Annotated in this window: 22 protein-coding genes; 13 read left to right on the top strand and 9 right to left on the bottom strand. The window is 73.1% G+C overall.

All coding sequences use genetic code 11. From position 1 onward, the window contains the following. Nucleotides 1-21 precede the first annotated feature (21 nt). Nucleotides 22-600 (top strand): MarR family winged helix-turn-helix transcriptional regulator, encoded by a 579-nt coding sequence (locus tag ACZ51I_RS22785; RefSeq protein WP_468878786.1) that lies wholly within the window; start codon nt 22-24, stop codon nt 598-600. A 12-nt stretch (nt 601-612) separates the two neighbouring features. On the opposite strand, the gene ACZ51I_RS22780 is transcribed toward ACZ51I_RS22785, so the two are convergent. Continuing rightward, on the bottom strand, nt 613-1,602 hold the full coding sequence (locus ACZ51I_RS22780) for an aldo/keto reductase (RefSeq protein WP_468878785.1): 990 nt from the start codon (nt 1,600-1,602) through the stop codon (nt 613-615). 175 nt (nt 1,603-1,777) lie between these two features. Then, nucleotides 1,778-2,362: an RNA 2',3'-cyclic phosphodiesterase gene (thpR, locus tag ACZ51I_RS22775; RefSeq protein ID WP_468878784.1), complete on the bottom strand. Its 585-nt coding sequence runs from the start codon at nt 2,360-2,362 to the stop codon at nt 1,778-1,780. Nucleotides 2,363-2,395: 33 nt separating this feature from the next. On the opposite strand from thpR, the gene ACZ51I_RS22770 reads away from it, so the two are divergent. Next, entirely contained in the window at nt 2,396-2,896 is a 501-nt protein-coding gene (locus tag ACZ51I_RS22770; protein WP_468878782.1) for a GNAT family N-acetyltransferase, read from the top strand. Between the two features lie 59 nt (nt 2,897-2,955). Here ACZ51I_RS22770 and ACZ51I_RS22765 read toward each other — a convergent pair whose 3' ends face one another. Both ACZ51I_RS22765 and ACZ51I_RS22760 read right to left on the bottom strand, forming a co-directional pair. Continuing rightward, nucleotides 2,956-4,293 carry an MFS transporter gene (locus ACZ51I_RS22765; protein ID WP_468878780.1) on the bottom strand — a complete coding sequence of 446 codons (1,338 nt, stop codon included), beginning with the start codon at nt 4,291-4,293 and terminating at the stop codon, nt 2,956-2,958. A 26-nt stretch (nt 4,294-4,319) separates the two neighbouring features. Then, nucleotides 4,320-4,763, bottom strand: a complete 444-nt coding sequence (locus ACZ51I_RS22760; protein WP_468878779.1) for a MarR family winged helix-turn-helix transcriptional regulator — start codon at nt 4,761-4,763, stop codon at nt 4,320-4,322. 258 nt (nt 4,764-5,021) lie between these two features. Between ACZ51I_RS22760 and ACZ51I_RS22755 the strand changes: the two genes are divergently transcribed. Then, nucleotides 5,022-5,246 carry a hypothetical protein gene (locus ACZ51I_RS22755; RefSeq protein WP_468878777.1) on the top strand — a complete coding sequence of 75 codons (225 nt, stop codon included), beginning with the start codon at nt 5,022-5,024 and terminating at the stop codon, nt 5,244-5,246. Here the strand turns inward: ACZ51I_RS22755 and ACZ51I_RS22750 are convergent. Then, a complete protein-coding gene (locus ACZ51I_RS22750) occupies nt 5,216-6,661 on the bottom strand; it encodes an NCS2 family permease (protein ID WP_468878774.1) in 1,446 nt (481 codons plus the stop codon). The genes ACZ51I_RS22755 and ACZ51I_RS22750 overlap by 31 nt on opposite strands. A 170-nt stretch (nt 6,662-6,831) precedes the next feature. Between ACZ51I_RS22750 and ACZ51I_RS22745 the strand changes: the two genes are divergently transcribed. Both ACZ51I_RS22745 and ACZ51I_RS22740 read left to right on the top strand, forming a co-directional pair. Beyond that, nucleotides 6,832-7,116 (top strand): DUF2530 domain-containing protein, encoded by a 285-nt coding sequence (locus ACZ51I_RS22745; RefSeq protein ID WP_468878772.1) that lies wholly within the window; start codon nt 6,832-6,834, stop codon nt 7,114-7,116. 65 nt (nt 7,117-7,181) lie between these two features. Then, entirely contained in the window at nt 7,182-9,602 is a 2,421-nt protein-coding gene (locus tag ACZ51I_RS22740) for an HAD-IC family P-type ATPase (protein WP_468878769.1), read from the top strand. Nucleotides 9,603-9,751: 149 nt separating this feature from the next. On the opposite strand, the gene ACZ51I_RS22735 is transcribed toward ACZ51I_RS22740, so the two are convergent. Both ACZ51I_RS22735 and ACZ51I_RS22730 read right to left on the bottom strand, forming a co-directional pair. Continuing rightward, on the bottom strand, nt 9,752-12,895 hold the full coding sequence (locus ACZ51I_RS22735) for a sacsin N-terminal ATP-binding-like domain-containing protein (protein ID WP_468878767.1): 3,144 nt from the start codon (nt 12,893-12,895) through the stop codon (nt 9,752-9,754). Nucleotides 12,896-13,560: 665 nt separating this feature from the next. Further along, nucleotides 13,561-14,490 carry a DUF3027 domain-containing protein gene (locus ACZ51I_RS22730; protein ID WP_468878765.1) on the bottom strand — a complete coding sequence of 310 codons (930 nt, stop codon included), beginning with the start codon at nt 14,488-14,490 and terminating at the stop codon, nt 13,561-13,563. 504 nt (nt 14,491-14,994) lie between these two features. Between ACZ51I_RS22730 and ACZ51I_RS22725 the strand changes: the two genes are divergently transcribed. The 4 genes from ACZ51I_RS22725 (at nt 14,995) to ACZ51I_RS22710 (ending at nt 18,597) form a co-directional block, all read left to right on the top strand. Then, nucleotides 14,995-16,368, top strand: a complete 1,374-nt coding sequence (locus tag ACZ51I_RS22725) for an MFS transporter (RefSeq protein ID WP_468878763.1) — start codon at nt 14,995-14,997, stop codon at nt 16,366-16,368. Between the two features lie 162 nt (nt 16,369-16,530). Beyond that, a complete protein-coding gene (locus ACZ51I_RS22720; protein ID WP_468878760.1) occupies nt 16,531-17,010 on the top strand; it encodes a DUF2771 domain-containing protein in 480 nt (159 codons plus the stop codon). A 7-nt stretch (nt 17,011-17,017) separates the two neighbouring features. Further along, on the top strand, nt 17,018-17,749 hold the full coding sequence (locus ACZ51I_RS22715) for a futalosine hydrolase (protein ID WP_468878757.1): 732 nt from the start codon (nt 17,018-17,020) through the stop codon (nt 17,747-17,749). After that, nucleotides 17,746-18,597 carry a 1,4-dihydroxy-6-naphthoate synthase gene (locus ACZ51I_RS22710; RefSeq protein ID WP_468878754.1) on the top strand — a complete coding sequence of 284 codons (852 nt, stop codon included), beginning with the start codon at nt 17,746-17,748 and terminating at the stop codon, nt 18,595-18,597. The genes ACZ51I_RS22715 and ACZ51I_RS22710 overlap by 4 nt, the downstream gene beginning before the upstream one ends. A gap of 10 nt (nt 18,598-18,607) precedes the next feature. Here ACZ51I_RS22710 and ACZ51I_RS22705 read toward each other — a convergent pair whose 3' ends face one another. Continuing rightward, entirely contained in the window at nt 18,608-18,991 is a 384-nt protein-coding gene (locus ACZ51I_RS22705) for a cold-shock protein (RefSeq protein ID WP_468878752.1), read from the bottom strand. Nucleotides 18,992-19,134: 143 nt separating this feature from the next. Between ACZ51I_RS22705 and ACZ51I_RS22700 the strand changes: the two genes are divergently transcribed. Further along, entirely contained in the window at nt 19,135-19,398 is a 264-nt protein-coding gene (locus ACZ51I_RS22700; RefSeq protein ID WP_468878749.1) for a hypothetical protein, read from the top strand. Nucleotides 19,399-19,401: 3 nt separating this feature from the next. On the opposite strand, the gene ACZ51I_RS22695 is transcribed toward ACZ51I_RS22700, so the two are convergent. Continuing rightward, nucleotides 19,402-20,034 carry an HAD family hydrolase gene (locus tag ACZ51I_RS22695; protein ID WP_468878746.1) on the bottom strand — a complete coding sequence of 211 codons (633 nt, stop codon included), beginning with the start codon at nt 20,032-20,034 and terminating at the stop codon, nt 19,402-19,404. A 100-nt stretch (nt 20,035-20,134) separates the two neighbouring features. Here ACZ51I_RS22695 and ACZ51I_RS22690 point away from each other — a divergent pair, with 100 nt between their 5' ends. The 3 genes from ACZ51I_RS22690 to ACZ51I_RS22680 all read left to right on the top strand — a co-directional run bounded on the left by ACZ51I_RS22690 (nt 20,135) and on the right by ACZ51I_RS22680 (nt 23,065). Continuing rightward, nucleotides 20,135-21,139: a FecCD family ABC transporter permease gene (locus ACZ51I_RS22690; protein WP_468878744.1), complete on the top strand. Its 1,005-nt coding sequence runs from the start codon at nt 20,135-20,137 to the stop codon at nt 21,137-21,139. Between the two features lie 61 nt (nt 21,140-21,200). Beyond that, nucleotides 21,201-22,262: a FecCD family ABC transporter permease gene (locus ACZ51I_RS22685; RefSeq protein WP_468878741.1), complete on the top strand. Its 1,062-nt coding sequence runs from the start codon at nt 21,201-21,203 to the stop codon at nt 22,260-22,262. Further along, entirely contained in the window at nt 22,259-23,065 is an 807-nt protein-coding gene (locus ACZ51I_RS22680; RefSeq protein ID WP_468878739.1) for an ABC transporter ATP-binding protein, read from the top strand. The genes ACZ51I_RS22685 and ACZ51I_RS22680 overlap by 4 nt, the downstream gene beginning before the upstream one ends. The last annotated feature ends 60 nt before the right edge of the window (nt 23,066-23,125 follow it).

Here is a 23,125-nt window from a genome sequence, read left to right as displayed (position 1 = left end):
ATCTCCCCTAGAATGGACAACATGGTTGACCATGTCGCTGGAGAAAACGTAAACCAGGTTGTCGATACTGGCAAGGGGGTACCCCGGGACAGTCCCGGATACGAGCTGCCCCTGCTCCTCTTCGGCGGTTTTCGCACCCTCATCGACCGGCTGCACGCCCGCCTCGCCGCCGAGGGCCATCCCGACCTGCGCCCCGCCTTCGGCTTCGCCATGCAGGCGATCCTCGCGGGCGGCACCACAGGCGGGAGCGGCACGGGCGGGGCCGGCGCGGGCGCCCACGGGGCGACCGCCAGCGACATCGGGCGACGCCTCGGCGTCTCCAAGCAGGCCGCGGGCAAGACCGTCGACCGGCTGCTCGCCGCCGGCTATGCCGAGCGCGCCGACGACCCCGCCGACGCCCGGCGCAAGCTCGTCCGGCTCACCCCGTACGGGTACGACGCCCTCGCCCGCTCCGCCGCGATCTTCGAGGACCTGCGCGCGGAATGGGTCGCGACCCTCGGCGCGGACCGCGTCCGGGACATGGAGGCGGCCCTGCGGAACGTCGTCCCCGCCGAGACGGCGTTCCGCCTGGACGCCACCAGCTGGCTCGGCGCGCCCTGAACCCCTACGGGATCACCAGGCGAAGGCCTCCGGGGACGGCCCCGGCCCGGGAAAGATCTCGTCGAGCCCGGCCAGCACCTCTTCGCTCAGCTCCAGCTCCAGAGCGGCCAGCGCGCCGGCCAGCTGCTCCGGGGTGCGGGGCCCGACGATCGGACCGGTGACACCGGGCCGGGTGAGCAGCCAGGCAAGAGCCGTCTCACCGGGGGCGAGACCGTGCTTGTCGAGCAGATCCTCGTACGCCTGGAGCTGCGCCCGCTTCGCCGGGTCGGCCAGCGTGGCCGCCGCGCGTCCCTCCGTGCGCCGCTTGCCCTCGGACTCCTTCTTCAGGACCCCGCCGAGCAGACCGCCGTTCAGCGGCGACCAGGGGATGACCCCGAGGCCGTACTCCTGCGCGGCCGGGATCACCTCCATCTCGGCGCGCCGCTCGATCAGGTTGTAGAGGCACTGCTCGCTGACGAGCCCGACCGATCCCCGCCGGGCGGCCGTCTCGTTGGCCTGGGCGATCTTGTAGCCGGGGAAGTTCGAGGAGCCCGCGTACAGCACCTTGCCCTGCTGGACGAGGACGTCGACGGCCTGCCAGATCTCCTCGAAGGGAGTGGAGCGGTCGACGTGGTGGAACTGGTAGAGGTCGATGTAGTCGGTCCCCAGCCGCTTGAGGCTGGCCTCCACCGCCCGGCGGATGTTGAGCGCCGAGAGCTTGTCGTGGTTGGGCCAGGCCTCACCGTCGGGGCCCATGTTCCCGTAGACCTTGGTGGCGAGGACCGTACGGTCCCGGCGGCCGTCGCCCTTGGCGAACCAGGAGCCGATGATCGACTCCGTGCGCCCCTTGTTCTCCGCCCATCCGTAGACGTTGGCGGTGTCGAAGAAGTTGAGCCCCGCGTCGAGGGCGGTGTCCATGATGGCGTGACTGGTGGCTTCGTCCGTCTGCGGTCCGAAGTTCATCGTGCCGAGGACGAGTCGGCTGACCTTGAGTCCGGTGCGTCCGAGCTGCGTGTACTCCATGGGCGACAAGCCAACTGCTTCGAGCGCACTCGAAGCAAGGCCCTTCCCACGGGGTGGCAGGGACGGGTGCGAGGGGTTACTGACCGGTCAGCGCTGCCACCGCGATGATCGCGAACATCAGTACGAGCGCGCCGGCCATGATCCGGTTTCGGGTCTTCGGGTCCACCCGACGAGGTTAACCCGAGCGCCCCTCCCGCCCCTCAAGGGGCCAGGCGCCGACCGTCTCGTACCGGGGCTGCTCCCCCCGCACCCCGCTCACCGGCAGGTCCGACCGTACGAGCGCCAGCTCGCCGACCTGCCACCTCGCGCCCTCGAAACCACGGAGCTCCTCCACGAAGGAGCCGAGCGGCACCCCGTCCCCCCGCGCACGGGCGACGGTCAGGTGCGCCTGGTAGCGGCGGTGCTCCTCCATCGCCACCCCGGCCCGGCGCGCGGCGGCGTCGGACCGCTCGGCGAGGAGCCGCAGCGTGTCCAGATCCCCGGCGAGTCCCGCCCACAGGACGCCCCGCCCGAAGTGACCGCCCCCGTGCAGCCGCAGCGAGAACGGCGGCGTCCGGTGCGCGGCCCGACTCAGCCGCACCCGCAGCTCGGGCAGCAGCTCGTCCGCGACCTCCCCCATGAAGGCGAGCGTGAGGTGCCAGCCGGGCCGCGAGGTCCAGCGGAGCCCGTCCGCGCCGGGCATCCGGCGCAGCCGGTCGACGACGTGTCCGAGCTCGTCCAGGCACTCCCGGGAGGGCACGACGGCGGCGAAGAGCCTCATGGCAGAAGTCTGTCACCCACTAGCCTCTCCGGCATGAAGATCCGTAAGGGCGGGGCGGAGGACCTCCCCGCGATACTCGCGATACTCGACAGCGCCGTGGTCTGGCTCAACGACAAGGGCATCACGGCCCAGTGGGGCACGGAGCCGTTCTCCACCCGCCCCAAGGCCGTCGAGCAGGTCGAGCGGACGATGTCCGAGGGCGACCCATGGGTCGTCGAGATCGACGGCGTCCCGGCGGGCACGATGACGCTGACGCCGCACCCCGGGCAGCACATCGCGCCCGCGGACGAGCCCGAGGTGTACGTACGCCTCCTGGCGACCGACGCGCGCTTCCACGGCCACGGGGCGGGGGCGGCGCTCCTGGCCCACGCCGCGGACGAAACAAGACGACAGGGAGTGTCGCTGCTCCGGGTGGACTGCTTCGCGGGCAGCGAGGGCCGCCTGATCGCGTACTACGAAGGCCAGGGCTTCACCCGCACCGAGCCGTTCCAGGTCGGCGACTGGCGGGGCCAGGTCCTGGAACGGCGCGTCTGACGACGACGGGAGGGGTCGGGCCCGGCGGAACCGGCCCGGCCCGCCCGCCCGCCGAAGGGCTACGCGGCCGTCGCCAGCCGCTCGCGGGCCACGAACCGCACCTGCGGATGCCCGTGGTGCCAGCCCATCGCGACCTTGAGGCCGCCGACCCGGGCCAGGAGCAGGCCCACGACGACCGCCGCGGCGAGCGAGATCAGGCCGCCCGCGGCGAAGCCGACGCGCGCGCCGTACGTGTCGGTGACCCAGCCGAGGAGCGGGGCGCCGATCGGCGTACCGCCGGCGAAGACCATCATGTACAGGCTCATGACCCGCCCCCGCATCGCCGGGTCGGTGGCCATCTGGACGGCGGAGTTCGCGGTGATGTTCACCGTGAGGCCGATCATGCCGATGGGGACGAGCAGCAGGGCGAACAGCCAGAACGCCGGCGACAGGGCCGCCGCGATCTCCAGGACGCCGAAGACGGCCGCCGCGACCACCAGCATCCGCAGCCGGGTCGAGCCGCGGCGGGCCGCGGCGAGGGCGCCGACGAGGGAGCCGGCCGCCATCAGGGTGTTGAGGAAGCCGTACGAACCGGCGCCGACGTGGAAGACGTCGCCGGAGAAGGCGGTGAGCCAGATCGGGAAGTTGAACCCGAAGGTCCCGACGAAGCCCACGAGGACGATCGGCCAGATCAGGTCCGGGCGCCCGGCGACGTAGCGCAGCCCTTCCCTCAGCTGGCCCTTGCCGCGCGGGGCGCGCTCCACCTTGTGGAGGTCGCTCGTCCGCATGAGCAGGAGGCTCACCAGCGGGGCGAGGAAGGACAGGCCGTTGAGGAGGAAGGCCCAGCCGCTGCCGACCCCGGCGATGAGGACACCGGCGATGGCGGGGCCGATGAGCCGCGCGGACTGGAAGTTCGCCGAGTTCAGGGAGACGGCGTTGCGGAGCTGGTCGGGGCCGACCATCTCGGAGACGAAGGACTGCCGGGCCGGGTTGTCGACGACGGTCACCATGCCGAGCAGGAACGCGATCAGGTACACGTGCCAGACCTGGATGGACCCGGAGAGGGTGAGGACGGCGAGCGCGAGCCCGCACAGTCCGAGGGCGGCCTGGCTGACGAGGAGCAGGCGCCGCTTCGGGTAGCGGTCGGCGATGACACCGCCGTACAGCCCGAAGAGCAGCATCGGCAGGAACTGCAGGGCTGTCGTGACGCCGACGGCGGCGGCGGAGCCGGTGAGGCTCAGGACCAGCCAGTCCTGGGTGATCCGGGCCATCCAGGTACCGGTGTTGGAGACGATCGCTCCGGTGAAGAACAGCCGGTAGTTGCGGATGCGGAGCGAGGAGAAGGTGTCCCCCCGCCCACGGGTGTCGAGGGTGGGTTTATGGACGGGTGCGGAGTCTGCTCCGGGTCCCGTACTCAAAGTGCGTCGCCTCCTTGGCGCAGGGGTTACAGGTGGGCGAGCTTCTCCAGGACGGGGGCGGCTGCGCGCAGCTTGGCCCATTCGTCCTCGTCCAGGCCTTCGGCGAGGGTGGCCAGCCAGGCGTTCCGCTTGCGGCGGGACTGTTCGAGCATGGCTTCGGCCTGCTCGGTCTGGCTGACCACCTTCTGCCGGCGGTCGTCGGGGTGAGGCTCGAGCCGGACCAGTCCCTTGGCTTCGAGCAGCGCGACGATGCGGGTCATCGACGGCGGCTGGACGTGCTCCTTGCGGGCCAGCTCACCGGGGGTGGCGGAGCCGCAGAGCGACAGGGTGCCGAGCACCGACATCTCGGTGGGGCTCAGCGACTCGTCGACGCGCTGGTGCTTGAGGCGTCGGCCCAGTCGCATGACGGAGGAGCGGAGCGCGTTCACGGCCGCGGCGTCGTCGGCGGAGCCGTGGGACAGGTCAGGCATGTTCATTAGGCTAACTCATTACCCTGTCTAAATACCAACGGGAACACGCGGAGGTAGCGGGGATCACACCCGTAACACCCGCGCGCGTCCGTCCGCGACGCGCGCGGGTGGCGCCGGCCGTCTCACCCGTAACGCGCGCGAAGGGTGGCAGCACGGCGCACGACAGATCACGCTTGGGCATCCATGTATCACCCGAACGAGTGAGTGGGATCCGGAAAGTGACGCAAAGAGGCCCCGGCTGCCCCGACCCTGAACGGCATGGGATCGACAGTGCTCAGCCTGCGCATCGACGGTGAGCTGCTCGACCGGCTCAGGAGTCACGCCGCGAAAAGAGGAATGAGCGTCCAGGACTACGTGGCCCGGACGCTCATTCGCGAGGATTTCGACGAGCGGTTCAAGACCGCCGTCGACGAGACGGAGAAGTTCTACGGGACGCCCGAGGCGCCCCGGGATCACGTGAGGCCGAGCGCCGGCATCGCGTAGTAGAAGACGAAGACGGCCGACACGACGTACATGGCCACCGGGACCTCACGGCCCCGGCCGGCCGCGAGACGCAGCACGCTGAAGGCGATGAAGCCGATGCCGATGCCGTTCGTGATCGAGTACGTGAACGGCATCATCACCATGGCCAGGAACGCCGGCACCGCGATGGTGTAGTCGCTCCAGTCGATGTCCTTGACCGAACCGGCCAGGATCAGGAAGCCGACCGCGAGCAGCGCGGGGGTGGCCGCCTGGGAGGGGACCATGGTGGCGAGCGGGGTGAGGAACAGCGCCACCGAGAACAGACCGCCGGTGACGACGGAGGCGAGTCCCGTACGGGCTCCCTCGCCGACGCCCGCCGTGGACTCCACGAAGCAGGTGGTGGCGGAGGAGGAGGTCGCGCCGCCGGAGGCGACGGCCAGGCCGTCGACGAGGAGGACCTTGTTGATGCCGGGGAAGTCGCCGTCCTTGTCGATCAGCTTGGCCTCGTCGCCGACGCCGAGGATCGTGCCCATCGCGTCGAAGAAGCAGGACAGCAGGACCGTGAAGACGAAGAGGACGCCGGTCAGGACGCCGACCTTGTCGAAGCCGCCGAAGAGGCTCACCTTGCCGACGAGACCGAAGTCGGGCGAGGCGACCGGATTGCCCGGCCACTCCGGGGTGGTGAGGCCCCAGGAGGGGACGGTCGCGACCGCGTTGATCACCATGGCCACGAGCGTCATCACGACGATCGAGATCAGGATCGCGCCCGGCACCTTGCGGATGATCAGGGCGAGGGTGAGGAGCGTGCCCAGGATGAAGACGAGGACCGGCCAGCCGGTGAGGTGACCGCCGCCGCCGAGCTGGAGCGGGACGGTGGTGTGCGCGGCGTCGGGGATGCGGGAGACGAAGCCCGAGTCGACGAGGCCGATGAGCATGATGAAGAGGCCGATGCCGATCGCGATGCCCTTGCGCAGGCCGACCGGGACGGCGTTCATGACGCGCTCGCGCAGGCCGGTCGCGACGAGCAGCATCACGACGATGCCGGCGAGGACGACCATGCCCATCGCGTCCGGCCAGGACATCTTCGGCGCGAGCTGGAGCGCGACGACGGTGTTGACGCCGAGGCCGGCGGCGAGGGCGATCGGGACGTTGCCGATGACCCCCATGAGGAGGGTCGAGAAGGCCGCCGTGAGGACGGTGGCGGTGACGAGCTGGCCGCCGTCGAGCTGGTGCCCGTACATGTCCTTGGCGCTGCCGAGGATGATCGGGTTCAGCACGATGATGTAGGCCATCGCGAAGAAGGTGGCGAAGCCGCCGCGGACCTCGCGGGCGACGGTCGAGCCGCGCTCGGAGATCTTGAAGTAGCGGTCGAGCCCGGAGACGGGGGTACCAGGGGTCTCCGGGGGCGTGGCCTTGGCGGTGGCCGTCGAGCTCATGGGGGTTCCTCTTCGGAGGTCTGAGAAGTCCTTTTTTGGCGGTTCATACGAGTGGAACCCGCCAGAGGCAAACCGTTTCAGTATGAACACATGAACGAGCGAGCGTCCATCTCCGCGCGTAGACCCGCTCGGGCCCGGCCCGGAGGAGGGCGCCGCCTAGACTGAGCCCCATGGCGAAGTGGACACCGAAGCACGAGGCACCCGAGCCCCTCGAAGGGCCCGTCGTCGCCACCATCACCGGCGGAACGATCCTCTGGTTCGTCCTCTTCCTCGTCCAGGTCCCCTTCTACGGCTGGTTCGACGACCGGGACCTCACCTGGTGGGTGTGGACCTGCCTCGCCGGGGCGGGGCTCGGCCTGATCGGCATCTGGTACGTACGGAAGCGGGACGCGGCGATCAAGCGTCACGCGGCGGCGCGGGCGAGCGAAACGCCGGAGACACCCCCGGGCGCGTAACGGGAGATCCCCCTCGCCCCCTCCTCGGCAGGTGAACGACCGCATCCGGTCGTACCGTCGGAAACATGACGCAGCGGGCGAAGATCGACACGGGCGGCGGGGGAACCGGTCCCGGGACGGGGCCGGATGAGACACCGGTCGTCCACCGCCTCGCCGGACTGACCTCGGCCGAGGTCGCGGAGCGCGTCGCGCGCGGCGAGGTCAACGACGTCCCGGTCCGCAGCTCCCGCTCGGCCACGGAGATCGTCCGGGCGAACGTCTTCACCCGCTTCAACGCGATCATCGGCGTCCTGTGGGTGGTCATGCTCCTCGTCGCGCCGATCCAGGACAGCCTCTTCGGCTTCGTCATCGTCGCCAACACCGGCATCGGCATCATCCAGGAGCTCCGCGCCAAGAGGACCCTCGACGGACTCGCGGTCATCGGCGAGGCGAAACCCACCGTCCGGCGCGACGGCGTCACGGCCGAGCTGTCCACGTCGGAGATCGTCCTGGGCGACCTCATCGAACTCGGGCCGGGCGACAAGGTGGTCGTGGACGGCGAGGTCGCGGAGGCCGACAGCCTGGAGATCGACGAGTCGCTGCTGACGGGTGAGGCCGACCCGGTGGTGAAGAGACCGGGCGACCGCATGATGTCCGGCTCGTTCGTGGTCGCGGGCGGCGGCGCCTTCACCGCCACCAGGGTCGGCCGCGAGGCGTACGCGTCACAGCTCGCCGAGGAGGCGTCCCGCTTCACCCTGGTCCACTCCGAGCTGCGTACGGGCATCTCGACGATCCTCAAGTACGTGACGTGGATGATGATCCCGACCGCGATCGGCCTCGTCCTCAGCCAGCTCGTGGTCAAGGACAACAACGTCAAGGACGCCGTGGCCCGTACGGTGGGCGGCATCGTCCCGATGATCCCCGAAGGCCTCGTCCTCCTCACCTCCGTCGCCTTCGCGATCGGCGTGATCCGCCTCGGCCGCAAGCAGTGCCTCGTGCAGGAGCTGCCGGCGATCGAGGGCCTGGCCCGGGTCGACGTGGTCTGCCTGGACAAGACGGGCACGCTGACCGAGGGCGGCATGGACGTCACGGACCTCCGCCCGCTGAACGGCAGCGACGAGGCGTACGTGCGGAAGGTCCTCGGCGCCCTCGGCGCGTCGGATCCGCGCCCGAACGCCTCCCTCCAGGCCATCATCGACGCCTGCCCGGAGACGGCGGAGTGGCGCTGCACGGAGAGCCTGCCGTTCTCCTCGGCGCGCAAGTACAGCGGCGCGTCGTTCAGCGAAGGGGACGGCGAGGACTCGACGTGGCTCCTGGGCGCCCCGGACGTCCTCCTGTCCCCGGACGACCCGGCCCTCCCGGAGATCGACCAGCTCAACGAAGAGGGCCTGCGGGTCCTCCTCCTCGCCCGTACGGCCCACGAGCTCGACTCCCCCGAGGTCGCCACCGGCGCCCACCCCGCCGCGCTGGTCGTCCTGGAACAGCGCCTGCGCCCCGACGCCGCCGACACCCTGGCCTACTTCGCCGACCAGAACGTCGCCACCAAGGTCATCTCGGGCGACAACGCCGTCTCGGTGGGCGCGGTGGCCGCGAAGCTGGACATGGCAGGCGCGCGGAACACGGTGGACGCCCGCAAGCTCCCCACCGAGCTGGAGAAGATGGCCAGGACGCTCGACGAGAACGCGGTCTTCGGCCGCGTCACCCCGCAGCAGAAGCGGGACATGGTGGCGGCGCTCCAGTCCCACGGCCACACGGTCGCCATGACGGGCGACGGCGTCAACGACGTCCTCGCCCTGAAGGACGCGGACATCGGCGTCTCGATGGGCTCGGGCTCGGAGGCGACGAGGGCCGTGGCGCAGATCGTCCTCCTCGACAACAGCTTCGCGACGCTCCCGTCGGTGGTGGCGGAGGGCCGCCGGGTGATCGGCAACATCACCCGCGTGGCGACGCTCTTCCTGACCAAAACGGTCTACTCGGTGCTCCTGGCGGTCCTGGTGGTCTGCTCCCAGGTGGAGTACCCCTTCCTGCCCCGCCACCTGACGCTGCTCTCCACCCTCACGATCGGCGTCCCGGCGTTCTTCCTCGCGCTGGCCCCCAACAAGGAACGCGCGAAGCCGCACTTCGTACGCCGGGTCATGCGGTACGCGATCCCCGGCGGCGTCATCGCGGCGGCGGCCACCTTCACCACGTACCTCCTGGCCCGCCACCACTACACGGGCGCGGACGCGCTGAGCGCCGAGACGAGCGCGGCCACCCTCACGCTCTTCCTGGTCTCCCTGTGGGTCCTGGCGATCATCGCCCGCCCCTACACCTGGTGGCGCGTCACCCTGGTCGCGACCATGGGAGCCGCCTTCCTCCTGGTCCTCGCCGTCCCCTGGCTCCAGGACTTCTTCGCGCTGAGACTGGTGGGCGTGACGATGCCCTGGACGGCGGTGGCGGTCGCGGCGGGGGGCTGCGCTCTGCTGGAACTGGCGTGGCGGTGGGTGGACCGGAGGTTCGCGGCGTAGCCCTCTACCACCTACGATCCCCCCACCCCGGGTGCTGACACGTTCGGGGTGGGTACGGGCCGGCGGCCGCGTCCACCTAGCTCCTCCTCTGGAGCGGGGTCCGTCTGATGACGGGTGGCCGCCGGTGCCCTCCCCGGCACCCGGGCCACTCAGTCGAACCAGCGGTCCCGGGCCAGTTCCGCTGTCCTCGACGGGTCCTCAAGGAGGGCTGCCACCTCGAAGCGGCGGGGCCATTGGCCGGCCGCCCAGGCCAGGCCCGCCGCCACGCCCTCCAGGGTGGCGGCGTGGACGACGCCGTCGGGGGTCCTGCGCCAGTCGAGTTCGGTGCCGCCGGCGTGGAGTTCCTCGTGTTCGACGTACGAGGAGGGGGTGGCGGGGCCCAGCAGGGCGTGGACCGCGGGCGGGACCTCGTGTTCCTCGCCGTCCGTCGTGACCTCGGCCTCGACGGCCTCGCTCAGGCGGCGGACCTGGAAGAGGTCGGCCAGGTCGGCCGCGCGGGACGGGGAGACCGGGAGGAGGGGAAGGCCGCCGGCCAGCGGCAGGAGGTCGGGGGCGTCCGCCACCAGGGCCTCCGCCGCGTCGACCACGACCAGGGCGCCGTCCACGACCGCCCGCAGGTCGTCGGGGAGCGTCACCTGCTCGGGATCCAGGTCCGCCAGCGCCGTGTACAAGGCGTGGAGCTGAACCGCCGTCACCTCCCTCGACGGGTCCGCGAGGCGGGTCAGGAGTTCCGCCGCACCGCCCGGTTCGTCGAGGAGCGCCGCGACCGAGGTGCGGACGCCCAGGGCGCGGAGGACCTGCTCGTCCTCAAAGCCGGTCGCGTCGGCGGAGTCGTACAGACCGGCGAGGAGCGGGTCCGAGCCCGCCGCGCGCAGGCCCGCCGGGCGCCGCCCGTCCAGGACCGGGTGGTCGCGCAGCCACCACGCCGTGTACGAGCGGACGGTCTCCGTCGTGCCGTCCGGGAGGAGGACCCGTACGGGCTGGGTCAGGGCGTCCCGGAGGGGTGGCTGCGCGAGGAGCGCGAGCGCCTGCGGCCAGGCCTCGTCGTCCACCAGGTCCAGGTCCCGTACGGCCACGATCTCCGTCGCCACGGGCGGTACGGGGGTCATCGGGAGGCGGTCCAGGACGTCCTCGCACCACACGTCGACCGCGTCGAGCAGGCCCGCGTCGTCCGGCTCCGGGTAGTCGCTTTCACGGGGCTCGACCTCGTCCGGGTCGAGCACCAGGTCGGTCGCGCGGACCAGGGCGAAGTTCGCCAGGACCCCGCAGGCGGCGAGGGGCTGTTCACCCCAGCGGGCCGCCAGGTCGGCGTCGACGTACGCCAGTTCACCCTCGCGCATGACGGACGCGAAGGGCGAACCGGGCAGGACCAGTTCGCCCGCCGGGGAGAGCTCGCCGTCCTCGTCGGGCAGGGCGAGCGCGCCGAGCCACGGCTCCTCACCCGGGTCGAGCTCCGCGTCGCGGACCAGGGCGAGGACCGTGTCGGCCAGCTCCTCCGCGTCCAGGGCGTCCGCGTCCTCGTCCCAGATCTCCCCCGCGTCGAGCGAGGCAGCCACCGCCGCCCGTACCTGCGGGGTCGTCAGGACCGCGCGGGGCGTGGCCGGCAGCGCGCCCATCTTCTCCAGGAGCGGATGCGCCGCCTCCGGGTGCGCGACCTTCAGACCGAGCCGGGTCAGCTCGGCGGGGGTCCGGTCCTGCGGGAGGAGGACCTGACGGGGGCCGATCGTCGTACGGATCCTCGCCCCCTCGACGGTCTCCGCGAGCGGCACCGGGAGGCCCGTCAGACGGTCCGGGTCGACGCCGGCGAGGGAGTCGTACAGCCGCCACCACCACGTCGGCGCCCGGTCCACACCGGCCAGACGGTCGATCGCCTCCGTCAGCGGGACGCGGCCGACACCGAGGGTGCGGAGCTCGGGGCGGCGCTCCAGGCCGGCGGGAAGGAGGGTCGGGAACACCTCCGCGAGCACGTCCACCGTCTCCGCGCCCGCGCCCTCCACGACCTCCGCCTCGATCGGACGGAGCGCGGGCAGCTCCTCGGACGGCGCGGCCGGCGCCAGGAACGCCACCCTCGGCAGCCGGTCGAGGATCGCCTCACGCAGCGCCCCGTCGAGCGGGCCCTTGCCGAGCGGCCCCGGTACGAGGTCGAGGGCCGCGGTCGTCACCGGGTGCCATTCGGCGAGCAGTTCGGCGTACGCGTCGGCCGCCCGCTGCACCAGGAAGTCGGTGAGCAGCCCCGGCGCCGGGTGCCGCCGGGCCGTGTCCAGGGGGAGCGACGCGATGAGGAGCGCCGGGATGCCGAGGGGCTCGTCGGTGGGGGTCGGGGCGTGCACGACGGGGGTCGTACGGGGGTAGCGCGGGGCGCCTTCCGTGTCCACCGGTACGGCCCAGGTGACGGACCAGTGGGGCCGCAGGCGCTCCTCGACCGGGCGGTCCTTGAGGAGGCCGGGGTCGAGCGGGCCACCGTGGCTGACGGTGCGCCAGCGGTGGCTGCCGGTGGCCGTGTCGTCGATACGGATGTAGCCGTCGTCCTCGGAGCGGCGCAGGGTCCGTACGCCCTCGGCCGTCTCCACGACGATCTCGGCGAGACCCGGAAGAGTGAGGAGCAGGGCGTCGTCCACGGAGCCGAGGAGGCGTTCGACGAGGTCCTGGGCGGCGGTGTCCCGGAGGGGGAGGACGACGACGGTGTCGTACCCCTCGGGGGCGGTGCCCTCGGCGGGCAGCGGGAGGCGCAGGAGGGGTACGTGGCCGTCGCGGCGGCGCAGTTCGTCGCCGAGGCCCGGGCTGTACCGGGCGGCTTCGGCGGCCAGTTCGCGGGCCTCGGCGAGGGACCAGCGGACGCCGCCGTGACGGCCGAGGACGGCGGGCTCGTCGGTGACGGCGAGGACGGCGGCGAAGCCGACGCCGAAGCGGCCGACGGCGCCCTGCGCGTGCTCGCGCTTGGCGGAGGCGCGGAGGGTGGACAGCGACTCGGCGCCGGCGGCGTCCAGCGGGGCGCCGGTGTTCGCGGCGGCGAGGACGGCGGGGCCCTCGTGGTCCGCGGGGTGCAGGGTCAGGCGGAGGCGGCCGGTGACGCCGGCGCGGTGGGCGGCGTCGGCGGCGTTCTGGGCCAGTTCGACGACGAGGCGGTCGCGGTAGCCGCCGAGGGCGAGGTCCTCCTCGGCGTTGGCGTCCTCGCGGAACCTGGCCGGGCTCGCGCCCCAGGCGTCGAGGACGCCCCGCCGCAGCCGGGCGGTGCCGAAGGGATCGGTTCCGTCGGTCGACGTCCGGACGCTGACGCTCACGTCTGACTCCACTCTGCGGGGCGGTACTGCGGTGATGATGCCGGGGCCCGAAGGTACCGCGCGGCTGGGGTGCGGGTTGACCGGGCACGTCCGGGGGTGGGGGGCGGGAGACCGTCCGTGGTGGCGCGTCCCGGTGGTGCGGGGTGGTGGGCCGTGGAGGGGCTGTGGTCCGGGGCCGCCCGAGTCGTGGGCGCCCGCCCGGTGCGGGGTCTGCGCCCTCCCCGGGCCGGCTTGCGGGCGCCGCCCGCGGGGTTGGGGCGGGTCTCCCCAGGCAGGGCGCGGTCATGGACGGCCGGCTGACCGGTGCGGGGTCTGCGCCCTCCCCGGGCCGGCTTGCGGGCGCCGCCCGCGGGGTGGGGGCGGGTCTCCCCAGGCAGGGCCCGGTCATGGACGACCGGCTGGCCAGTGCGGGGTACGCTCTCGCCGGGCCGGCTTGCGGGCGCCGCCCGCGGGGTGGAGGGCGTTGGGCCTCGCCGGGCGGGGCCATGGACGGCCGCGCGCCCGGGGGGGTGGCGGCAGGCGTCCCGCAAGGAGGGTGGGCGGGTTCACCGGCCTCGTGGGCGCAGCTCACACGGGCGGGGGCGCCGTCCTGGCGGGCGCTGCCCGCACGGCGGGTACGCGGGTGCGGCCCGCGCAGCGGGGGCGCGGGAGCGCCGCCCGCAGGCGCGTGGGGTGGGCTACGAGTGCCCCAGGTCCTCCGAGGACGCGTCCGGCTCCAGGGTGGAGCCGGAGTCCTTCGCCGGGCGGAGCGGGAACGCGTCCGGCGCCATCGAGTCCAGGACCGGCGGCGCCGGCCGCGGCGGCTTCGGCATGACCGCCGCCTCCGAGTGGCCCCCGCAGCCGTACGCCAGGGACACGACCCGGCCGTCCGCCGGGGAGAACTCGTTGGCACAGACACCGAACGCCTGCTTCAGCGACCCCGCCAGCGGCACCAGGAACGCACACGACTCGCACGACGCCGGCGCCGCCTGCGCCATCGGCGTCCTCGCGCCGAACGCCTCGTCCCACCGGTCCGCCGCCACGTGCAGGCCGTAGCGGGACAGGACCCTCGCCCGGCGCATGCCGAGTTCCTCGGCCACCGAGGCGATCGCACCGCGCGACGGGGTCCGCGACGTCAGCTCGGCGTCCTCCTCGTCGAGGTGCTCCTCCATCTCCTCCGAGACGACGGAGTTCGGCGGCGGGGCGTCCTCACCCGTGTAGCCCGGCTCGAGGCGCAGGTCGTCCTGCTCCGTCGGGAGCAGGTCCCCCGGCCCCATGTCCCCGGGCCGCAGCCGCTCGCTCCACGGCACCCACTCGGGGGCGAGGAGCGCGTCGGCGCCGGGCAGCAGGACGGTTTCGTCAAGCGTGACGTTCTTCGCGCGGGAGGCGCGGGTGACGGTCACCGCCCAGCGCCAGCCCCGGTAGCCGGGCTCCTTGCACTCGAAGAAGTGCGTGACGACCCGGTCGCCCTCCGCGACCGCCTCGACGTGCGCGCCGACGATCCCTGGCGCGGCCGCCTCCTCGGCGGCCTCCCGCGCGAGGTCTACGGCCTCCGCGCACAGGCGGTCGGGGGTACGCGTGGCTCGCGGGGTACGCGGGGTACCGCTTCGCGTCGTCGCAGCACTCACAGGTCTCGCTTCTCTCCTACGCCGTCTCACGGGTGCGCCGGCCGAGGGGCGGGAGCGAAGCCACGGGCGGCGGGCGGAGCGGACCTGAGGGCCGCATCGACGTCCGCACCCGACTTGTCTCGCACGTCTCGGGCACACCTAACGTCATCCATTCTGCGGGATGCCGAAGAGGCGCGCGGCCGAGAGCTTCCGCCGGTGACGCGCTACGCACGCTACCCCGTTCGCGGGCCTCCGCCCACCTGCCCGCCCCAAGTGGCCCGGATCGCGGACGACGCGCCCGGCCGAATCGACCCTCGTACGGCGGCCGCCCGACGCGCCGAGCGGCCCGTGAGAGGCCCGGGGCAAGGCCCCGGCCGGGGCCCGCGCGCCGTACCCGGCCCCACGGAAGTCGGCCCGCACGCCATGCCGCGCCGCGCCCCGTCCGACCCACCGGTTTCCGGCCGACCCCCCAGTCCGTCGTCGTGCCACGGTTCGTCCGGCGGGGGCGTGGGGCACTATGACGGAGTGGCAGCCGCCGTACGATCGCATGATCCCGCCGGGCCGCTCCGCCGAGCGGGCCGGAAGGTCGGGCGTGCCCTGCACCTGCCGTTCACCGGCACCGCGAAGGGGATCCGGAAGGCCACCCACGCGCACGGGGCGGGCGAGTCGGGGCTCGGGAAGCTGATCGAACTCCACGCCGTGAACGGCGCCGGCGACGTCATGATCACCGTCGCCCTCGCCTCCACCGTCTTCTTCTCCGTGCCCACCGACGAGGCCCGCGGCCGCGTCGCGCTCTACCTCGCCGTCACCATGGCCCCCTTCACCCTCCTCGCCCCCGTCATCGGTCCGCTCCTCGACCGGATCCCGCACGGGCGGCGCGCGGCGATGGCGGGCGCGATGGTGACCCGCGCGGTCCTCGCGATCATGATGTCGGGGGCCGTGGCGACGGGCGGGCTCGAGCTCTACCCGGCGGCCCTCGGCGTCCTCGTGGCCTCCAAGGCGTACGGGGTGGTGCGCAGCGCCGTCGTGCCCCGGCTGCTCCCACCCGGCTTCTCGCTCGTGAAGGCGAACTCGCGGGTGACCCTGGCCGGGCTGCTCGCCACCGGGATCGCCGCGCCCATCGGGGCGGGGCTCCAGATGGTCGGGCCGGGCTGGCCCCTGTACGGGGCGTGCGCCCTGTTCCTGCTCGGCGCGTTCTGGGCGCTGCGGATGCCGCCCAAGGTGGACTCCGCGAAGGGTGAGCGGCGGGCGCACCTGCTGACCCACGGCGAGAAGAAACCGAGTCTGCGGACGGTGGGTCCGTCGGTGCTGCACGGCCTGGAGGCGAACGCGGCGCAGCGCATGCTGTCCGGTTTCCTGATCTTCTTCCTGGCGTTCCTGCTGCGCGAGCACCCGCTGTCGGGGCAGAGCGCCGCCGTGTCGCTGGGAATCGTGGGCGTGGCGGCGGGCGTGGGGAACGCCTGCGGCACGGCGGTCGGCTCCCTGCTGCGGGACCGGGGCCACGGCCCCGAGGTGATCATCGCCACGATGGTCAGCGTGGTGCTCGGTACGGCGATCTGCACGGCCGTCTTCTTCGGCGGTGTCATGGTCGCCGTCCTGGGCGCGGTCGCGGGGCTCACCCAGGCCCTGTCGAAGCTGTCCCTGGACGCGCTCATCCAGCGGGACGTGCCGGAACTGGTGCGGACCTCGGCGTTCGCCCGTTCCGAGACGGCGCTGCAGATGGCGTGGGTGGTGGGCGGCGGCATCGGCATCGCCCTGCCCCTGAACGGCACCCTCGGCATGTCCGTCGCCGCCGGGATCCTGGGCCTGGGCGCGCTCCTCTCGGTCCGCGGTCTCCTCGCGGCGGCCCGCAGCCGCCCCGGTTCCAAGGGCGGCCGTCCGAAGGCGAAAGTGGCTTGAGAGGAGGGGCTGCCCGAAGGCGACAGCGGCCTGGGCGGGCCCTCCCGATCCGGTCCGGCGCCCCGGCCGGGCCGGCGGGACACTCCGTACGAAGCGGTACGCCGTGGCGGCACGCCGTACCCCCGCGTGGCGCGGACGCGGCGGCCCGATAGCCTTCGGCTCATGACCGTTGCGTTCTTCTCCGGCTCGCGTCGCCGGGCCGCCGTCGCCCTCGGGGCCGTCTCCGCCGGGCTCCTCGTACTCTCCGCCTGCGACAAGCCGACTCCGCTCGCGACCCTGACGGTCGGGACCGACTCGGTGAACTCCGAGGCCGCCTGCTACAACGACGGCGCCGCCATCAAGGAGTCGCAGATCCAGCAGTGCCTCAACAAGAAGGCCGAGAAGACCATCACGGTCTCCGCGGACGACAAGATCCGCTTCGGCGTGGACCCCGAGATCGCGGACCACGGCTGGACGATCTTCCTCGGCGGCCAGCAGGCCGAGCCCGAGCCGTACAAGAAGACGTACCGGACCATTCCGGCCAGCGCCTTCTTCTCCAGCCAGACCGGCGAGACCACCGACAAGACCCAGGTGACCATCGTCGAGAACACCGGCAAGAAGCTGACCGGGATCTGGCACTTCCAGCTGAAGAAGGACTCCTGATCCGCCGGTGGTCCACCGGATCCTGATCGTGACGGCCGTGGCGGCGGAGGCGGACTCCGTCTCCGCCGGCCTCGGCCCCGGCAGTCCTGAACTCCTCGCGCTGCCGGGGGGGCTCACCCTGCGCCGTCACGAGGGCACTGCCGACGTGCTCGTGGGTGGAGTCGGGCCCGCCGCCGTCGCCGCCGCGACGGGGACGGCGCTCGCCTGCGAGGCCCTGGCCGGGGGCGGCTACGACCTCGTGGCCTCCGCCGGAATCGCCGGCGGGTTCCAGCCCGTGGCGCCGCTCGGCTCCGTCGTCGTGTCCTCGGCGATCGTCGCCGCCGACCTCGGGGCCGAGACCCCGGACGGGTACCTCGCCATCGAGGAACTCGGCTTCGGGCGGTCCGTCCACCCCGTACCCGAGGCCCTGACCGGCCGGATCACGGCCGCCCTGGAGACCGCCGGGGGCCCGCCGTACACCCTCGCGCCCGTCCTCACCGTCTCCACCGTCACCGGCACCGCCCGTCGCGCCGCCGAACTCGCGGAGCGCCACCCGACGGCCGCCGCCGAGGCGATGGAGGGCTTCGGCGTCGCCGAGGCCGCCGCCGCGCACGGCGTGCCGGTCGTCGAGATCCGGGCGGTGTCGAACGCCGTCGGACCCCGCGACCGCGCCGCCTGGCGCATCGGCGAGGCCCTGGGCGCCCTCCGGCACACCTTCGAGCTGCTCAGCAGAACCGTCTTCGTGGAGGCGCACGCGTGAAACTCAAGATCGCCTACTCGCCCTGCCCGAACGACACCTTCGTCTTCGACGCCTGGGCGCACGGCCGGGTCCCCGGCGCGCCCCGGCTCGACGTGACCTTCGCGGACATCGACGTCACCAACGGCTGGGCGGAGAGCGGCGCCGACAGCCACGACGTCCTGAAGGTGTCGTACGCCGTCCTTCCGTGGATCCTCGACGAGTACGCCCTGCTGCCCTGCGGCGGCGCCCTCGGCCGGGGCTGCGGGCCGCTCGTCCTCACCCGGGACGAGGCGACCGGCGCCGACCTCGCCGGGAAGACGGTCGCCGTGCCGAGCGAGCGCTCCACCGCGTACCTGCTGTTCCGGCTGTGGGCGGCCGAGGAGGTGCCCGGCGGGGTCGGGAACGTCGTTGTGATGCCGTTCCACGAGATCATGCCCGCGGTGCGGGACGGGAAGGTCGACGCGGGGCTCGTCATCCACGAGGCCCGCTTCACGTACCGGAACTACGGGCTGCACTGTCTCGCCGACATGGGCGAGCACTGGGAGTCCACGACCGGCCTCCCGATCCCGCTGGGCGCGATCGTCGCCCGCCGCTCGCTGGGCGCCGAGACGCTGGAGCGGCTCGCCGAGGCCGCCCGCACGTCGGTACGGATGGCCTGGGACGACCCCGCGGCCTCCCGGCCCTACGTCCTGGCGCACGCCCAGGAGATGGACCCGAAGGTCGCCGACCAGCACATCGGTCTCTACGTCAACGAGTTCACGGCCGACCTCGGCGAGCACGGCTACGCGGCGGTCCGCGGGCTGCTCACGCGCGCCGCGGCCGAGGGGCTCGTACCGCCCCTCGGCCCGGACGCGCTGCGGTTCCCGTGACCGGGAGCGGTCAGACGTCGAGCTGGTCGGCGACCGCGCGCAGCAGGCCGGCGATCTTCTTGCCGGCCGACTTCTCCGGGTAGCGGCCGCGCTCCAGTATCGGGGTGATGTTCTCCAGGAGCGTCGTCAGGTCCTGCACGATGGACGCCAGTTCGTCGGGCTTGCGGCGCTGCGCCGCGGCGACGGACGGGGTCGGGTCGAGGATCGTGACGGACAGCGCCTGGTCGCCGCGCTGACCGGCGACGACCCCGAACTCCACCCGCTGCCCCGGCTTCAGGGCGTCGACTCCGGCAGGGAGCACCGACGAGTGGACGAAGACGTCGCCGCCGTCGTCACGGGAGAGAAAGCCGAAGCCCTTCTCACTGTTGAACCATTTGACCTTGCCGGTAGGCACGTCTGTCCTCGTCCTCGTACTCGTCGATGGGGATGGCGAACAGCGGGTCGTCGACCGACCCGCCGGCACCAGGCTAATGGTCGGAAGGCCGGTGGCAAGACGCCGCCGACGTGTTCCTCCGGCCTGGGAACTACCCTGGCCGGATGCGTAGTGAAACCCCCGCCGTGCCGGTGGACGACAGTGCCCCGGGTGACGGACTCGTCAAGGCCGGTGTGATCGTGTTCGCGGTCGGCGCGGTCGGGACGCTGGTCACCGTGGCTCCGCTGTTCCTCGGGACGGACCCGTTCCCCACCGTCGCGTACCTCGTGTCGATGCTGATGGGGGTCGGATTCCTCGTCGCCGCGGGCGGCGTGCTGCGGTCGGTGGCGGCCCAGCGGCGGCAGGCCCGTTCCGGCCACACCGCCTGAGGCTCAGGCCAGGTACCCCTCCCACCAGGCGCGGAAGTCCGTCAGGTCCGTCAGGACCACGTCCGCGCCGGCCGCCCGGAGCTCCTCGGCGGGGCAGGGGCCGGTCGCGACGGCCACCGAGTACGCGCCCGCGGTGGCGGCGCCCCTGACGTCGCCGACGTGGTCCCCGACGTACACCCCGGCGCCGTGCGCGCGCAGGGCCTCCGCCTTGCCCTCGGCCCACAGTCCGCCGACGACCGCGTGGGGCTCGATGCCGAGGTGGGCGAGGTGCAGCTCGGCGTGCGGGCCGTTCTTCGCGGTGACGACGATCGTGCGGCCGCCCGCCCCGCGCACGGCCTCGATCGCGTCCCGGGCGCCCGGCATCGGGACCGTGGGCTCGATCGCGTACGAGGGGTAGAGCGCCCGGTAGCGGGCGGTCATCTCCGTGACGTGCTCCGCCGGGAACCAGTGCGCGATCTCCTGCTCCAGGGGCGGGCCGAGGCGGCTCACGACGAGGTCGGCGTCGATCGGGACCCCGACCTCGGCGGAGAAGGCGACGAAGGCGGCCTTGATGCCGGGGCGGGTGTCGAGCAGGGTCAGGTCGAGGTCGAAGCCGACGGTGAGCGGGTTCCGGGGCGGGAGCGGCGTGGTGGTCATGGGGCCATTGTCGGGGTACCCGGGGCCCAGGTGTTCGAATACCGGCGCTGCTTAGACTGAGGTGAGCCTTACCAAACCCGTACTCCGCCGATGGGTCCCGATGCCAGCCGCTTTCCGTACCAGACGGGTCCTCGCGACCTCGGCGGCCCTCGTCGCCCTGCTCCTCGCCGTCCTCCTCAGCCTCGCCGTCGGCGCCCGCCCGATCGCGCCCGGCACCGTGCTCGACGCCCTGCTGCACGGCGCGACGGGCGACGACGCCGAGGTCGTCCGGCAGCTCCGGGTCCCCCGGACCCTCATCGGGCTGATGGTCGGCGCCGCCCTCGCGCTCGCCGGCACCGCCCTCCAGGGCATCACCCGCAATCCGATCGCCGACCCCGGCATCCTCGGCATCAGCCAGGGCTCGTCGGTCGCGGTCGTCCTCGCCATCGCCTTCCTCGGGGTCCACGAGCTCAGCGGATACGTGTGGTTCGCCTTCGTCGGCGCCGCCCTCGCCTCGGTCGCCGTCTACGCGATCGCCGCGGGCGGGCGCGGCGGGGCCACGCCCGTGAAGCTGGCGCTCGGCGGGGCCGCGATCAACGCGCTGCTGCTCTCCGTCACCACCGGCGTCCTCACCACCAGGGCCTCCGCGCTCGACGAGTTCCGGTTCTGGCAGATCGGCTCCCTCGACGGACGCGACACCGCGATCGCCGGCCAGATCTGGCCCTTCCTGCTGCTCGGCGCGGTCCTCGTCGTCTCCGTGGCCCGCGGACTCGACGCGCTCGCGCTCGGCGAGGACGTCGCCAAGGGGCTCGGGCAGCGCGTCGCGACCGTACGGATCGTGGGCGGACTCGGCGCGACGGTCCTCACCGGCGCGGCCGTCGCCGCCGCCGGTCCCGTCGCCTTCGTCGGCCTGGCCGTGCCGCACATCGCGCGGGCGATCGTCGGCTCCGACCACCGCTGGGTGCTGCCGATGGCCGCGATCACCGGTCCGGTGATGCTGCTCGTCGCCGACGTCGCCGGCCGGATCGTCTTCCCGCCGGGCGAGGTCCCGGCCGGGGTGATGACCGCCCTGATCGGGGTCCCGTTCCTGGTGACGCTGGTGCGGCGGAAGGCGGTCCCGGCGTGAGCGCCTCCCTGACGGGCCGGTCGGTCCCGGTCCCGCCCGCACGCCGGAAGGCGGTCCCCGCGTGAGCGCCTCCCTGACCGGAGCCCGGGCCGCCGGGTACGGGCTCGTGCGCGCCGGACGCGCGTCCTTCCTCCTCCACCGCCGCTCCGCCCTCGTCGCCACCGGCCTCCTGCTGCTCCTGGCCGCGGCCTGCGTCGCGTACCTCTGCGTCGGCGAACGGTTCGTCGCGCCCGGCGAGGTCGTACGGATCCTGCTCGGCGACGCGTCCCCCTCCGCCTTCGTCGTCGAGGAGCTGCGCGAGCCGCGGCTCGTCGTCGCCCTCGCCGTCGGCGCCGCCTTCGGCATCGCGGGCGGCCTCATCCAGACCGTGGCCCGCAACCCGCTCGCCAGCCCCGACATCATCGGCATCAGCCAGGGCGCCGGGGCCGTCACCGTCGCCGCGATGACCTTCGGCCTCACCTCGTACACCGTCCTGCCGTACGTCTCCATCGCCGGCGGCATCCTCGCCGCCGCCCTCGTGTACGCCTTCGCCTGGCGCGGCGGGCTTCACGCGACCCGCTTCGTGCTCATCGGCATCGGCTTCGCGATCGCGCTGCGGTCCCTCATCACGCTCTTCATGACGAAGGGCGACTACCTCGTCGCCCAGCAGGCCCAGATCTGGATGACCGGCTCCCTCAACGGGCGCGGCTGGGACGAGTCCGCGCCGATCCGCTGGACGCTGCTCCTGCTGCTGCCCGCCGTGCTGTGGGCGGCCCGCGCCCAGCGGACCGTCTCCCTCGACGACGACACGGCGACCGCGCTCGGCGTACGGCTCGGCGGGGTCCGGCTCGGGCTCGTGGTCATCGGCGTGGTCCTCGCCTCCGTGGCGACGGGCGTCGCGGGTCCGGTCGACTTCGTGGCGCTGCTCGCCCCGCAGATCGCCCGCCGGATGACCCGGACGGCGCAGATCCCGCTGTTCTGTTCCGCGCTGACGGGCGCGGTGATCGTGGTCGTCGCCGATCTGCTCGGCCGGCGGCTCCTGTCCCCCGTCGAACTGCCGGTGGGTGTCCTCACGGCGGCGGTCGGCGCCCCGTACCTGATCTGGCTCATCGTCCGGAGCCGAGCCGTTGGAGGCAAGACGTGAGCAGACTGCGGGCCCGCGAGCTGACGCTCGCCTACGAGGACCGGACCGTCGTCGAGGGGCTCGACCTCGCGGTCCCCGACGGCCGGGTGACCGTGATCGTCGGCCCCAACGCCTGCGGCAAGTCCACCACCCTCCGGGCGCTCGGCCGGCTCCTCAAGCCGGCGGGCGGCGCCGTCCTCCTCGACGGGGAGTCGCTGGCGAAGCTGCCGACCAAGCGGATCGCCCGCTCCATCGGCCTGCTCCCGCAGACGCCGGTCGCGCCCGAGGCGATCACCGTCGCGGACCTGGTGTCCCGGGGCCGCCAGCCGCACCAGGCCTGGTGGAAGCAGTGGTCGGAGGAGGACGAGCGAGCCGTCGCCGACGCCATGTCCCGCACGGACGTGACCGCCCTCGCCGACCGGCCCGTCGACGCGCTGTCGGGCGGGCAGCGGCAGCGGGTGTGGATCGCGATGGCCCTCGCCCAGGAGACGGACCTCCTCCTCCTCGACGAGCCCACGACCTATCTGGACATCGCCCACCAGGTGGAGGTCCTCGACCTGGTCCGCCGCCTCAACCGGCTGCGCGGCCGGACGGTCGTCCTCGTCCTCCACGACCTGAACCAGGCCGCCCGCTACGCCGACCACCTCGTCGCGATGAAGGCGGGGCGGGTGGTCGCGGAGGGCCCGCCGTCGGAGATCGTCACGGCGGAGCTCGTACGGGACGTCTTCGGCCTGTCGTCGGTCGTGGTCCCGGACCCGGTGACGGGCTCGCCCCTGGTGGTGCCCGGGGCGCCGTGGCACGCGGAGGAGCCCACCCGGGGCTGAGGGGTGGGCGGGGGCACCGCCCGCTGAGACCGAGCCCACGACGGGGCCACCGTCCCGCCG

It is taken from the genome of Streptomyces sp. NPDC034084 (assembly GCF_055575535.1).
Note: the sequence above shows the minus strand (reverse complement) of the source record. Positions and strands in the feature narration are given on the sequence as shown.

What these genes read in the sequence shown, in the direction of transcription:
- ACZ51I_RS22785 (WP_468878786.1), top strand. Translation starts at nt 22, where the DNA reads ATGGTTGACCATGTCGCTGGAGAAAACGTAAACCAGGTTGTCGATACT.
- ACZ51I_RS22780 (WP_468878785.1), bottom strand. Translation starts at nt 1,602, where the DNA reads ATGGAGTACACGCAGCTCGGACGCACCGGACTCAAGGTCAGCCGACTC.
- thpR (WP_468878784.1), bottom strand. Translation starts at nt 2,362, where the DNA reads ATGAGGCTCTTCGCCGCCGTCGTGCCCTCCCGGGAGTGCCTGGACGAG.
- ACZ51I_RS22770 (WP_468878782.1), top strand. Translation starts at nt 2,396, where the DNA reads ATGAAGATCCGTAAGGGCGGGGCGGAGGACCTCCCCGCGATACTCGCG.
- ACZ51I_RS22760 (WP_468878779.1), bottom strand. Translation starts at nt 4,763, where the DNA reads ATGCCTGACCTGTCCCACGGCTCCGCCGACGACGCCGCGGCCGTGAAC.
- ACZ51I_RS22755 (WP_468878777.1), top strand. Translation starts at nt 5,022, where the DNA reads ATGGGATCGACAGTGCTCAGCCTGCGCATCGACGGTGAGCTGCTCGAC.
- ACZ51I_RS22750 (WP_468878774.1), bottom strand. Translation starts at nt 6,661, where the DNA reads ATGAGCTCGACGGCCACCGCCAAGGCCACGCCCCCGGAGACCCCTGGT.
- ACZ51I_RS22745 (WP_468878772.1), top strand. Translation starts at nt 6,832, where the DNA reads ATGGCGAAGTGGACACCGAAGCACGAGGCACCCGAGCCCCTCGAAGGG.
- ACZ51I_RS22740 (WP_468878769.1), top strand. Translation starts at nt 7,182, where the DNA reads ATGACGCAGCGGGCGAAGATCGACACGGGCGGCGGGGGAACCGGTCCC.
- ACZ51I_RS22720 (WP_468878760.1), top strand. Translation starts at nt 16,531, where the DNA reads ATGACCGTTGCGTTCTTCTCCGGCTCGCGTCGCCGGGCCGCCGTCGCC.
- ACZ51I_RS22700 (WP_468878749.1), top strand. Translation starts at nt 19,135, where the DNA reads ATGCGTAGTGAAACCCCCGCCGTGCCGGTGGACGACAGTGCCCCGGGT.
- ACZ51I_RS22695 (WP_468878746.1), bottom strand. Translation starts at nt 20,034, where the DNA reads ATGACCACCACGCCGCTCCCGCCCCGGAACCCGCTCACCGTCGGCTTC.
- ACZ51I_RS22690 (WP_468878744.1), top strand. Translation starts at nt 20,135, where the DNA reads ATGCCAGCCGCTTTCCGTACCAGACGGGTCCTCGCGACCTCGGCGGCC.